This is a genomic window from uncultured Shewanella sp. (assembly GCF_947495455.1).
GTDB lineage: Bacteria > Pseudomonadota > Gammaproteobacteria > Enterobacterales > Shewanellaceae > Shewanella.
This window is the reverse complement of sequence record NZ_CANLZC010000020.1, coordinates 35,402-46,946: the sequence shown is the minus strand read 5'-3', so window position 1 is coordinate 46,946 and position 11,545 is coordinate 35,402. Positions and strand designations below refer to the sequence as shown.

14 protein-coding genes are annotated in these 11,545 nt (G+C 38.2%); 7 read left to right on the top strand and 7 right to left on the bottom strand.

Going from position 1 to position 11,545, the window contains the following annotated elements:
• Nucleotides 1-61 precede the first annotated feature (61 nt).
• The 3 genes from luxS to Q0791_RS07815 form a co-directional block, all read right to left on the bottom strand.
• Nucleotides 62-571, bottom strand: coding sequence for an S-ribosylhomocysteine lyase (luxS, locus tag Q0791_RS07825; RefSeq protein WP_299004476.1), 510 nt, complete (start codon nt 569-571; stop codon nt 62-64).
• A gap of 108 nt (nt 572-679) precedes the next feature.
• Nucleotides 680-979 carry a BolA family transcriptional regulator gene (locus tag Q0791_RS07820; RefSeq protein ID WP_299004473.1) on the bottom strand — a complete coding sequence of 100 codons (300 nt, stop codon included), beginning with the start codon at nt 977-979 and terminating at the stop codon, nt 680-682.
• An 88-nt stretch (nt 980-1,067) separates the two neighbouring features.
• On the bottom strand, nt 1,068-1,667 hold the full coding sequence (locus Q0791_RS07815) for an alpha-ketoglutarate-dependent dioxygenase AlkB (RefSeq protein ID WP_299004526.1): 600 nt from the start codon (nt 1,665-1,667) through the stop codon (nt 1,068-1,070).
• Between the two features lie 136 nt (nt 1,668-1,803).
• Here Q0791_RS07815 and Q0791_RS07810 point away from each other — a divergent pair, with 136 nt between their 5' ends.
• On the top strand, nt 1,804-2,982 hold the full coding sequence (locus tag Q0791_RS07810; RefSeq protein WP_299004470.1) for a methyltransferase: 1,179 nt from the start codon (nt 1,804-1,806) through the stop codon (nt 2,980-2,982).
• 59 nt (nt 2,983-3,041) lie between these two features.
• Here the strand turns inward: Q0791_RS07810 and Q0791_RS07805 are convergent, their stop codons facing one another.
• Together Q0791_RS07805 and Q0791_RS07800 are read right to left on the bottom strand one after the other, a co-directional pair.
• Nucleotides 3,042-3,434, bottom strand: coding sequence for a hypothetical protein (locus Q0791_RS07805; RefSeq protein ID WP_299004467.1), 393 nt, complete (start codon nt 3,432-3,434; stop codon nt 3,042-3,044).
• A gap of 174 nt (nt 3,435-3,608) precedes the next feature.
• A complete protein-coding gene (locus tag Q0791_RS07800; protein WP_299004464.1) occupies nt 3,609-4,472 on the bottom strand; it encodes an alpha/beta hydrolase in 864 nt (287 codons plus the stop codon).
• Between the two features lie 295 nt (nt 4,473-4,767).
• On the opposite strand from Q0791_RS07800, the gene Q0791_RS07795 reads away from it, so the two are divergent.
• Entirely contained in the window at nt 4,768-5,346 is a 579-nt protein-coding gene (locus tag Q0791_RS07795; RefSeq protein WP_299004462.1) for a hypothetical protein, read from the top strand.
• Here the strand turns inward: Q0791_RS07795 and Q0791_RS07790 are convergent.
• Nucleotides 5,341-6,807 carry a sodium:alanine symporter family protein gene (locus Q0791_RS07790; RefSeq protein ID WP_299004459.1) on the bottom strand — a complete coding sequence of 489 codons (1,467 nt, stop codon included), beginning with the start codon at nt 6,805-6,807 and terminating at the stop codon, nt 5,341-5,343. The two genes, Q0791_RS07795 and Q0791_RS07790, sit on opposite strands and share 6 nt — an antisense overlap.
• 476 nt (nt 6,808-7,283) lie before the next feature.
• On the opposite strand from Q0791_RS07790, the gene Q0791_RS07785 reads away from it, so the two are divergent.
• The 4 genes from Q0791_RS07785 to Q0791_RS07770 all read left to right on the top strand — a co-directional run bounded on the left by Q0791_RS07785 (nt 7,284) and on the right by Q0791_RS07770 (nt 10,453).
• A complete protein-coding gene (locus tag Q0791_RS07785) occupies nt 7,284-7,889 on the top strand; it encodes a YajG family lipoprotein (RefSeq protein ID WP_299004457.1) in 606 nt (201 codons plus the stop codon).
• 10 nt (nt 7,890-7,899) lie between these two features.
• Complete coding sequence (locus Q0791_RS07780; RefSeq protein ID WP_299004455.1) at nt 7,900-8,487, top strand: peptidylprolyl isomerase; 588 nt, start codon at nt 7,900-7,902, stop codon at nt 8,485-8,487.
• Between the two features lie 148 nt (nt 8,488-8,635).
• Complete coding sequence (locus Q0791_RS07775; protein WP_299004453.1) at nt 8,636-8,956, top strand: hypothetical protein; 321 nt, start codon at nt 8,636-8,638, stop codon at nt 8,954-8,956.
• Between the two features lie 126 nt (nt 8,957-9,082).
• Nucleotides 9,083-10,453, top strand: coding sequence for an MFS transporter (locus Q0791_RS07770; RefSeq protein ID WP_299004450.1), 1,371 nt, complete (start codon nt 9,083-9,085; stop codon nt 10,451-10,453).
• A 52-nt stretch (nt 10,454-10,505) separates the two neighbouring features.
• Here the strand turns inward: Q0791_RS07770 and Q0791_RS07765 are convergent, their stop codons facing one another.
• On the bottom strand, nt 10,506-10,991 hold the full coding sequence (locus Q0791_RS07765) for a YajQ family cyclic di-GMP-binding protein (protein ID WP_299004447.1): 486 nt from the start codon (nt 10,989-10,991) through the stop codon (nt 10,506-10,508).
• Nucleotides 10,992-11,141: 150 nt separating this feature from the next.
• Here Q0791_RS07765 and Q0791_RS07760 point away from each other — a divergent pair, with 150 nt between their 5' ends.
• Nucleotides 11,142-11,522, top strand: a complete 381-nt coding sequence (locus Q0791_RS07760) for a VanZ family protein (protein WP_299004444.1) — start codon at nt 11,142-11,144, stop codon at nt 11,520-11,522.
• Nucleotides 11,523-11,545: the final 23 nt, after the last annotated feature.

Below are 11,545 nucleotides of genomic sequence, written 5' to 3'. Positions count from 1 at the left end.
CTCACAAAAAAATAACATATCAGCTACATTTTTTATCACCACTGATGATGCTCACTCTTCGCTAGAGAACTTTTAATTGCTCTTCGCTAAGACACAAGTCATGGTTATGATCCACATTAATACCAGCAGCAATAATGTTACGAGCAATATGCTTAGCCTCATCAAGTGAATGCAAATCTTGTGCACCACATTGATATTGATTTAACTCTGGCACCTCAGATAATGCATTAATATTCAATACATTCTCCATAGAAGCCAGCCAAGCATCTGCCACATCAAACTCTAAAGGGATACCAACAACACTCATATAAAAACCAGTACGGCTGCTCATAGGCGACACATTGATCACACTTACTGTCTTTGTATCAAGATGGGAATGCATGAAACCTTCAAACAGATGCTCTAATGTATGCATCCCTTCTTCGTTCAAACGTTCTTTATTTGGAATACAAAAACGCAAATCATAGACACAAATCGTATCGCCTTTAGGGGTTGTCATCGACTTAGCTTTTCTAACCGAGGGAACATTCATTCGAGTTTGATCAACTTTAGCACTATCAAGTAACGGCATTTTTCTCTCCTCATTGATAACTCAGTTTCGATACCATTCCCATTACGAATCATACCCCTCACAATGACAATAATAAATAACCCATTTAAGTTAAAAAGTGAATCATTCTTAGCCTTTACAATCTGGCGAGTCAGGAACTTTCATTTCATCATTCCACTCATTTAGACTAAAGGTATGAATCGATAATGCATGTAAGCCTTTATTAAAAGCGTCACTTAAGGTCTCATTGACCAGCCTATGCCTTGCCAATAACCTTTTACCCTCAAAACGCTCACTGGCAATAATCACCTTAAAATGTGTCTCAGAATTAGCTGGCACATTGTGATTATGACTTTCATTAATGACTTGTAAATGAGTAGGGGTTAATGCTTGAGTTAAGTTATCAATAATCTCTTGCTCTAACGACATGAGATCTCCTTATTGATGTCAATGTCATCGAAAATTAAGCAGCAGATTACTGCTAAGCTATTAAAAAATCAAACCCCTTACTTTATTCCTAATGAAAGTATGGGATCAAACAGCGAAAAGTAAAATTAAGCCTGAGATCCTTGACTCGCTTTCTTTTGGGTAAAGCATGTTCCCAATCCTTTTGCATTGGCCAATGCATAATAAGCAGATCACCACTGTTTAACCTCACCTTATATTGAGATTGAGTTCCTTTATGACGCATAATAAAATCTCGACAAGCTCCCACACTCACGGAAATAATATCACTATAAGCTTTAATCTCAGGCTCATCATCACTGTGCCACCCCATGGAGTCATCACCATTAGCATATCGATTAACTAGCACTCCATTACTCTTAATATCAAAATCTCGTTGCAACTTTTTCTGCAATTTATGGGCATATTTAGGCCAAGGCTTCGCCTTAATAAAAAGAGATGAAAATCGGTAATCACAACCCTCATTAGCAAACCAAACTTGTTGTCTAGGGATCGGATATTGCTTGCCATACACAGTGATAATTGGTTTTTCAAAAGGGTAATATTGTGCTTCATCAATCAATACTTGAACTTGCTCAGCATTGAGGTAATTTTTGACCGAAGTGATAGGAGGCTGCAAAACACCTATTTTATTCGTCTCGACTGTATCCATCGCAAACTCATCACCTTGGATTTCACCAAATAGGCTCACTTGTTTCACCTTATCACCCGCTCTATTCACATCGTATACCTGAAGACATAAATCTGCGATAATCTGCAGCCCTATTTCTTTAGCATTATTTTATTTTATGGCCACACAATTTTCAGTTGCGGATCTCAGTCTTGAACTCTATCGTTTTCCCCGCCAACAGAACGCTAATTTACAAGCTTGGGACGCGGCAGATGAGCACTTAATACTATCCCTAATTGAAAACGATGTCAGCAGCATTACTTCATCGTACAAATTGACTTCATTTAAACACATCGCCATCATCAATGATGCCTTTGGCGGATTAACTTGTGGCCTGAGTGCACATGCTAGCCAATTAGCACATCCCCTTTGTATTTGGATCGAGTCCGATGCCAAAACCAGTGTACAAGGCATTCAATCAAACTTACAAAATAATCAGCTCTCCTTAGATCACATTCATTGGATCACCAGTAATGCAATGCTTCCCAATGATCTGGACGCCATTTTCATTAAACTACCCAAAAATCTAAACTATTTTACGGAGCAATTACAAAGACTTTCCCGTACACTACCCGCTAACACGCCTGTTTTTATTGCCGCTAAAGCAAAAACTATTAATGCCGCATTATTAAACAACATCACCAATAACTTGGGGCCAGCCAGTGCCAGCTTAGCGTACAAAAAAACTCGCATTATCACTTGTATGAGTGATGGGAATGTTCGTTCTTCTATGCCATCAAACACTTGGACAGTACCTGAGTATCAATTGACTCTAAATAATTTAAGTAATGTCTTTTCGGCTACCAAACTGGATATTGGCGCAAGATGCATGCTTGAAAACATGCCAAAAGGACAGTTTAACCATATCGTTGATCTAGGTTGTGGTAATGGTGTTTTGGGACTAAGAGCCGCTCAGCTTTTTCCTCACGCACATATTCATTTTATCGATGATTCAAATATGGCGACCACTTCTGCAAAACAAAACTGGCAAGGGAATAACTTTCCCTCAAAACAGGGGCATTTTTATTGGAGTGACTGTTTAAGTGAATTACCCAATGAAATCGCACCAGAGCTGATCCTCTGCAATCCGCCCTTTCATCAAGGAGAAGCCATAACCGATCATATCGCTTGGCAAATGTTCATCGAAGCCAGACAGCGTTTAGCGAAAAATGGCATATTACATGTCGTCGGTAATCGTCACTTAGCTTATCATGTAAAATTAAAACGCATTTTTAAAAATTGCACAACCGTCGCATCCAATGGGAAATTTGTGATTTTGCAAGCACAAAAACGCTAATACCTCCAAAAGCTTAAGTCATAGCGATATCTATTGCGTATCACTATGACCGAAACACTTTATTTAGCAAATTTAACGGTTAGCGCCGTAATACTCGCCCATAGGAAATTGAACAACAAAGCAAATAAGAAAGCATATAAGCCAATATTAAGGCCCGCAGCACCTCTATAAACACTAAAAGGCAATGCAATGAATAAATGCACTAATGTGATAAGAATACTGAGTAATATGACTTTTAACCAAAGCTTTGATTCTAAGATAGGAATGAGCAATAATAATCCATAGACGCCACCCCATAATACTTTAGGGTAAAGCCAGCCAGCGCTTAAAACTGGAAAATATGGGAACTTCACATAATGCCCTAAACCTAAATAAGTTAATAACCAAAATAGTAAGCTCGCAAGCAATGCTCCAATACAACCCGCCCCAAATAATACTAATACTCGCTTCATTAATTACTCCATCCACTTATACACCGCTTCAATAAAGAGCGACACCAACAATCTGACAATGAAGACCCCTTCAATGCCAAGATCAATTTAATAAATACTACCTAATTTTTGTGCAAAAAACGAAAAGAGACGACAAATATTCATTGACTCGATAATGATATCAAGCAGCTAAACCTATAATGTAACGATTTCTTGAATAAACTCATCTACCACATGATTAAATTTGTCAGGATTTTCATAGAACATAAAATGTTTTCCGCCCTCATTTTCTTCAAACATAACCATTTTTGACTGAGGAATTTGTTCATGTAACCAAATTTGGGAAGAAGCTGAAATTAAGCCCGCTCTACCCACAATAATCAATGTTGGAATTTTGATCCTAGGCAATAAATCTCGCCAGTCCATGTGAAAACAATTATACATCAGCGCTGATGCTTGCTCTCTCGGTAGCTTTAAACTGGAGTTTAATAGCCATTGTTTATCTAAAGATGAAATATTATCAGATAGCATTCGATTCAACATAATTTGACTATACTCATCACCCTGTCCATGAGTAAAACTATTAATCACATCCATTAATGAGGTAGAAGAAGCTAAAGGGCCGTAGTGTTCGACTTCAACACTTGACCAAAGGGGATTAGAAACCATGACCGCTGGATTACTCATAAAAATCAGCTTCGCCACCTGATTAAAACCAAAAAGCTCAAGATAAGTCCAAATCACAGCTGTGCCAATAGAGTGCCCTAATAAAACAACCCTATTCAAATGAAGAAAAGTGATAAACTCATGCAGATCTTTGCTAAATCTCGCCACTTTATAGCCATAGTGCACCTTTTCGGAATCCCCATGACCTCTCATATCAATGGCCAGAATTCGATATCGATCACATAAGCCTAAGATTTGACGTTCATATTGCGCCACACTTTGTGCAAAACCAGGCACAATCAACAAAACTTGACCAGTACCTTTATCAATATAATGTAATCGAACATCATCACTGGTGTTAAAATAACGATGATCTTTTCTCATTATCTTCATCAATACTCACCTATTGCAGTGATCACTTCAAATATAAGCGCCCTTCTACCAAGTATAAACGCATACATTATCCCTAGTATTAAAATGCATGAGTAAGATTTGAGCTAATAGTTTAGCTCAATGGATCTTTACCTATCATCGCTTGATTTTACTCCCCCTCTTTCATTACAATTCGCCCAAGAAAGCAACATATGTAAATTAACGGTCAGAATGTTTGTAGAGAAGCACGAGTTAATTCTATCTTGTTTTTCCAAATTCCACTTATTCGAATTTTATATTAGGATGATTTAACCCAATGAGAAGTGTTGTATTAATTTTAGTTGTATTAATCACATCAGGCTGTGCTAATCGTTATTCTGTACCTAGACCCAATATTGACAACGCTCAATTACGTCTAGTATCAATCCCCAGTAACAATAATTTTGTCACTACACCTAACAATAACGAGTGTATTGATGAACAACATGCCGCTTCGCTTGCCACTTTAGGGCTAAAGGCAAACTTGGTTCGTCGTCTAAGTCGTATCGATATGCCACTGTATAATCATGAGATTAGTGACTCACATCAAAATGAAGTCTACATTCCTGCAGGTCGAGAATTCACATTCCAATTTAATGGCGTAGGTATTACAGGTATTGATCCTGGGAAAACATCGACTCAGGAAGGCATTTTATACTCTTGGTGCCGAAAGCTAGTCAGCTTTATCCCCGAAAAAAATAGAAACTACGAAGCCGTATATGATTACATCACAACCGATGAAGGCCGAGAGACATGCGGTGTAACCCTGTTTGAATTAGCCGAAAATGACAATGGTCAATTCCATAGAAAAGCGCTCACCGATTATCAAGTTAAACATCATTATTGCCCGCTATAACTCACTTTTAAGGTGTTTCCTTTTTTTTAATTCAGCTTGAAACACCTTAAAATCCTCATCCCCCCAACACTCAACATCATGTAATTCTGCAATCGCCTTTTTATGAAAAATGGGATCTTCACCACGCATTAGCTGCTGCATATAATGCTTAAACAGCTTCAGTGCGACTTTACGCAGTAAAACCAATGCCCAAATATTAATAAAAGCTAATATCGCAACAAAAAAATCAACCGCTTTCCATACTAATCCTAATGGCAAAATAGCCCCCAAAATCACCATCAACAATACACTTAATCGAAAAACTTGCAGGGCCCAAGGTGCATGAGTGATATACTTTATATTTGTCTCTCCATAAAAGTAATTAACAACGACAGTACTATACACAAAAGTAAAAATTAAAATCGCAATGATATTGCCACCACTTTCTTCAAAATTTCTATCCATCGCGGAGTAAATTAAATCTATCCCCGTCAATTCAGGAGAAATATAATTAACTTGAGACACCAAAATAATAAAAGCGGTTGCTGTTGATAAAATTAAGGTGGTTGTGAGTACCCCTAAGGCTTGAATGAATCCTTGCTTAACAGGGTGAGAGACATAAGCCATTGCTCCCGCATTTGGCGTCGATCCCATTCCCGCCTCATTTGAAAAAACACTACGCTTAATTCCCTGAATGACCATCATGCCAAAAGCCCCAGCTGAGGCCTGAGAAAAACCTAAAGCCTCCTTTATTATTTGAGCTAACATAGGAATAATTTGTTGATAATTCATCACTAAAACAATGATGGCAATCAATAAATAAACACAAGAAGCTATGGGAAACAATATTTGAGTAATTTTGAGTACGCCTGACAAGCTGCCAAAGATGATAACGCCGGTAAAAACGGCTAAATTGATCCCAACAGATAAAGGTGACATAGAAAAAGCCACTTCCATCACCCCTGCAATCGTATTGGATTGAGCCAAATTAAAAATAAGCCCATAACTGACCACCATGAGAATCGAAAATAACAAGGCCATCTTTCTCGATTTCACGCCAAATGCAATATAAACGGCCGGCCCTCCCATAAAACTACCGTCTCTTAATTTTCGCTTATAGGCCTGAGCTAAGGTATTCTCAATAAGACACGATGCAGCCCCAATAATGGCAATCACCCACATCCAAAAAACGGCGCCCGCCCCACCTAAGCTAATCGCAATACCCACTCCTGCAAAATTACCCGCCCCAATTCTTGATGCTAAGGGAATACAAAATGTAGAAAAAGAAGAAATACGTTCCTGTTTACTCTTGCCAATTCCTGCTTGTTCTAACAATAGCAACAGCATGTGCTTCAGTTTTTTAACTTGAGTAAAATTAATCTGAAAACTAAAAAAAAGACCGATAGTAAATAACAAGAAAATCAACAAATAGCCTGAAAATGATGAAAATAATGTATTTAATACTGAATCTATTAATACCATTTTTAATCCTTGTTATCTTCTATCACCTATGGAGAATGAAAGCATTTATTGACAGGTTTACAAATAATTTCAGCAGTATATGAAAGAGAAAAAACTCAATCTTTGTCAGTTATTCCAATCCTTTCATTAGGTCATTTAAACTAATTACCTCTTCCAACTGCAATAGTGAACCTTAACATTAAGCGCATTATTGCCTCCTTTCAAAACGTTAACTCAGTATATTTAGCCATTTCTAAATAGACTATACCTGAGTATAGTCAGTCTCATGCACACCTGCGGCCAAGTTCAACCCTATGATGAGCGATATAACCTAGGCCCCTTTTGCGATAATGCAACAAAGAAGTATCGCTCAATGACTGTATGACGAAAATAAAGACTTAACAATGACATTCAAGCTTCTCAAGCAGTAATCTTCTGGTATCAGCAATCAATTCTGGTATTCTTAAGCAAAATTGTTATTACAGAGAATTTATTCGATGAAAATGAGGCATTTCTGTTTACTCTTACTCTCAATAGCACTATCGGCTTGTACGAGTTATTCACCACGCTTTATTGCATTAAACCCGCAAGTCCCCTCGATCAATGTACAAACTGCCCAGCATGATGAAATATCCATTGATACATTCGATATCAGATCATCTCCCTATGTCGTTCGCTTCATTGATAATGGTCAAGTCACCCGTCAAGTGACAACTGGCGAACCACTGGTTGAGCAAATGGACACTGTATTACGCAAGAGCTTAGAAAAAGCGGGGTACCAACTCACATCCAATACCTTTCCCACTGTGACATTTAATATTGAAAAATTACAAACTAATGTCGATGAAGGGATCTTCGGATTTACCGCAAATACTGAAATTATTATTAATGCTATCGTCAAAAAACAACGGAATATGGTTTCAAACGGCACAACACAAACTGAAACAAACACATTAAATAAACGCTTTCGTATCAAGGCTATGCTTAAAAAACCACTCACACCTGACTTTGCAACCCTTGAACTAGAAATTAACCAACAACTTGCCAAATTGACACAAGAAATAATGACCGATAGTGAATTTAATCAATTCATTCAAGGATAAAATGAAAACAATGAAAGTATATAACCAAATTTGTATTGGCTTATTATATTTTATTAGCCTATTCACTTTTGCTAACGATATTCAGCCCAATACTTTATTTCCTAAAGTCAAACTGACAACAAGTATGGGGAACATTATTGTTGAACTAGACCGAAGTAGAGCCCCGCTAACCGTCGACAATTTTTTGACTTATGTGGTGGATGGACATTACGACAACACACTCTTTCACCGAATTATTCCAGAATTTGTTGTACAAGGGGGAGGACTCGATTTACAAAAAAATGAAAAAACAACATTGCCTTCCATAGCCAATGAATCTGGAAATGGATTATCCAATGCCATGGGCACCATTGCTATGGCCAGAGACAGTGAACCTCATACAGCAACCAGTCAATTTTATTTTAATATTGCTGATAATACAGGGCTCGATCCCTCTTCTCGCCGTTGGGGCTATGCCGTTTTTGGTGAGATCATTCAGGGAGAAGAAGTGCTACAAAAAATGTCTTCTGTAGCAACACACATAGATCAAACATTAAATTGGCCTGATTTCCCCATTGAGAATGTCATTTTGATAAAAGCCGAGTTATTACCCAAATAAAGCTAACTTATTAATATAATCTGATAAAATAAGATTAACAATAAAAAAGTGATTCGTGTCACAAAAATGTCATTTTCGTTCATTTTTATTTCAAGTCACTAATTTTACTTCTATACTCAAGACGCACAGCAAAAAAGGAGGCAACTCAATGACACCTAATGAGTTCATTGATGATAAAGCACCCCAGCTGGCAATGTATGGAAAAGCATTTTTAGGTGAACAATTAGAATTCAGCGAAATTCAATTATATTTATGGGACACCTTAGAAGAATGGCAAATGTACAACCATCAAGGGGATGCGCAAACCGATATAGAGAAAGTGTTCTGGCACCTGCTTCACGCCTTTGATCGATGGCCTGATTGGATGATCCGTGGTAATCATTTCTTAAGGCAACAAATCAATGATTGTTGCGATTATTTAAGCATTGGCGGCACTATGCCCCAAGGCTGCATAGGGATCAGACCTTAACCTAATATCAATTCACCCACACCAAAAGCCTAGGACCTTTCAATCTGGGCTTTTTCATTAGATTAATCTTGAACCTTGTTCCACTCCCGCTTAAGCTAGCCTTATCTTACTTCAAGTAGTAATTTTATGACTATTGCCAGCACGCGTTTGCAACGGATCCAACAAGCTTTTTCCATTTACCGCCATAAGCGCGTCCTCGTTTTGCTTTTTTTAGGTTTTTCATCAGGCCTACCACTGATGCTAGTCTTTTCAACACTGTCGTTTTGGCTGAGAGAAGCAGGGATTGATCGCAGTGCCATAGGCTATTTCAGTTGGATAGCACTCACTTACGGGTTTAAGTGGGTTTGGTCTCCTTTAGTCGATAGGCTCTCATTACCTATACTCACTTCCTTACTAGGCCGAAGGCGGGCATGGATGCTTCTTGCACAGAGCATGGTCATTTTAGCGATTATAGCAATGAGTCAAAGCAACCCACTAGAAAACCTTAAAAGCTTAGCCGTATTTGCCTTTTTAATTGCTTTTTCTTCTGCGACACAAGATATTGTTATTGATGCCTTTCGTATTGAGTCGGCTCCTCAAAAAATGCAAGCAGCACTGGCCGCCGCTTATCAAGTCGGCTATCGCGGTGCGATGATCATCTCTACTGCTGGTGCACTCTCCATTGCCGCATGGGTAGAACCCGATAGCCAAGTCTATAACTTACAAGCCTGGCAAACGGCTTATTTGGTCATGGCGGGGTTTATGATGGTAGGGCTATTAACAACCCTCTTTTGCCGTGAACCGGATGTTGAAACGAAAGAAGCTGATGAACAAGAAGCACAATTAAAGCAGCAGTTATCTCGTCGGTATCCTACTCGAATCGCAGGGCTACTTGCTTGGGTATATACCGCATCAGCCTTACCCTTCATCGACTTTTTTAAGCGCTATGGGCGCAGTGCTATTTTAATATTATTACTGGTATCTTGTTATCGAATATCGGATATTGTCATGGGGATCATGGCTAATGTCTTTTATGTTGATATGGGGTTTTCTAAAGCTGAAATCGCCACAATTACAAAAGTCTATGGATTAATCATGACCTTAGTCGGAGCGGGATTCGGTGGTCTTTTAATTGCGCGATATGGCACGATAAAGATTTTATTTTTAGGCGCGCTTTTGGCTTCCGTCACTAATATTTTATTCGCCTACCAAGCGATAATTGGATACGATGTCACACTGCTTACCGGTATAATCTCTGTCGATAATTTTTGCTCAGGGATTGCCACTTCAGCCTTTATCGCTTATTTATCTAGCCTCACGAGCAGTGGGTTCAGCGCTACCCAATATGCCTTATTGTCATCGATAATGTTACTCTTTCCTAAATTTATCGCTGGCTTTTCTGGCATGTACATCGACCACTTTAACTATGTAAGCTTCTTCATTGGAACAAGCGCTATCGGGCTTCCCGTATTAGGACTTATTTATCTCGTCAATAAATATGCCCCCCATCCCGAATAAAAAGAATAAAGCCCTCAATTCGTGAGTCATGAGGGCTCAAAAACAATACTTATTAATCTCTAAAGTTATTAAACTGGAAAGGTTGGCCTAAATCTGACTCTCTTGCTAATGCCATGACCGCCTGAAGATCATCGCGCTTTTTTCCCGTGACCCTAACAGAGTCACCTTGAATAGATGATTGTACTTTAAGCTTACTGTCTTTTATTAACTTAACCAGTTTTTTTGCTGTAAGCGTTTCAATGCCTTGCTTAAAATTCACTTTTAAAGAAAAGGTTTTCCCACTGTGAATAGCTTTATCATCCACATCCATTGCTGCTGGATCGACATTTCTTTTACTTAACTGCATACGTAAGATATCAACCAACTGTTGACATTGAAAATCATCTTCAGCAGATAAGGTCACCACATGATCTTTATATTCAATACTGGCTTCTTTGCCTCTAAAATCAAAACGATTACTCAGCTCACGTCGAGAATTATCAACGGCATTACGTAATTCAACTTCATCAACCTCAGAGACGATATCCATAGAAGGCATAATTTACAGTCCTATTTTCCATAAAAAGATCTAGTCTACCCACGGAACACTCAAAGTTGAAGGTTTTAAAGATAAAATGATCTTAATAGGTGACTTTATTGGTGCATATCGCCTATGATGAAACCAAACTAAAATACGATGTCGCCACTTGTGAGTACAAAACCGTCAATATTCAAAATAGTGCTTTTCGTCAGCTTATTACTTATCAGTTACTTAGTATTTTCAAGGCCAAGCTATAGCCCCACTTGGATCCCGCATTTCGACAAGATCGCACATGCTGGCATTTTTTTTATATTATCCTTGTTAACATATTATGCTTTTAAGCCAAATCATTATCTTATCATTACCTTTTTAATGGCCTACGCCAGTATCATAGAAATCATTCAAGCCACTCTTCCTTATCGAACCGCTTCTTTTATCGATCTCATAGCAGACTTTATCGGAATATTCTGTTTTTATTTGTTTTATTTGCTTTATTTACTTGATAAACGTAAAAAGCCGTATATCAATGGAGAAAAAGCCGAAAATTAATCTCTTTTTAAGTATAATGCCTC

Excerpts from the sequence above, each read along its gene's own strand:
- luxS (WP_299004476.1), bottom strand. The coding sequence starts at position 571 with ATGCCGTTACTTGATAGTGCTAAAGTTGATCAAACTCGAATGAATGTT.
- Q0791_RS07820 (WP_299004473.1), bottom strand. The coding sequence starts at position 979 with ATGTCGTTAGAGCAAGAGATTATTGATAACTTAACTCAAGCATTAACC.
- Q0791_RS07815 (WP_299004526.1), bottom strand. The coding sequence starts at position 1,667 with ATGGATACAGTCGAGACGAATAAAATAGGTGTTTTGCAGCCTCCTATC.
- Q0791_RS07810 (WP_299004470.1), top strand. The coding sequence starts at position 1,804 with ATGGCCACACAATTTTCAGTTGCGGATCTCAGTCTTGAACTCTATCGT.
- Q0791_RS07805 (WP_299004467.1), bottom strand. The coding sequence starts at position 3,434 with ATGAAGCGAGTATTAGTATTATTTGGGGCGGGTTGTATTGGAGCATTG.
- Q0791_RS07800 (WP_299004464.1), bottom strand. The coding sequence starts at position 4,472 with ATGAAGATAATGAGAAAAGATCATCGTTATTTTAACACCAGTGATGAT.
- Q0791_RS07795 (WP_299004462.1), top strand. The coding sequence starts at position 4,768 with ATGAGAAGTGTTGTATTAATTTTAGTTGTATTAATCACATCAGGCTGT.
- Q0791_RS07790 (WP_299004459.1), bottom strand. The coding sequence starts at position 6,807 with ATGGTATTAATAGATTCAGTATTAAATACATTATTTTCATCATTTTCA.
- Q0791_RS07785 (WP_299004457.1), top strand. The coding sequence starts at position 7,284 with ATGAAAATGAGGCATTTCTGTTTACTCTTACTCTCAATAGCACTATCG.
- Q0791_RS07780 (WP_299004455.1), top strand. The coding sequence starts at position 7,900 with ATGAAAGTATATAACCAAATTTGTATTGGCTTATTATATTTTATTAGC.
- Q0791_RS07775 (WP_299004453.1), top strand. The coding sequence starts at position 8,636 with ATGACACCTAATGAGTTCATTGATGATAAAGCACCCCAGCTGGCAATG.
- Q0791_RS07770 (WP_299004450.1), top strand. The coding sequence starts at position 9,083 with ATGACTATTGCCAGCACGCGTTTGCAACGGATCCAACAAGCTTTTTCC.
- Q0791_RS07765 (WP_299004447.1), bottom strand. The coding sequence starts at position 10,991 with ATGCCTTCTATGGATATCGTCTCTGAGGTTGATGAAGTTGAATTACGT.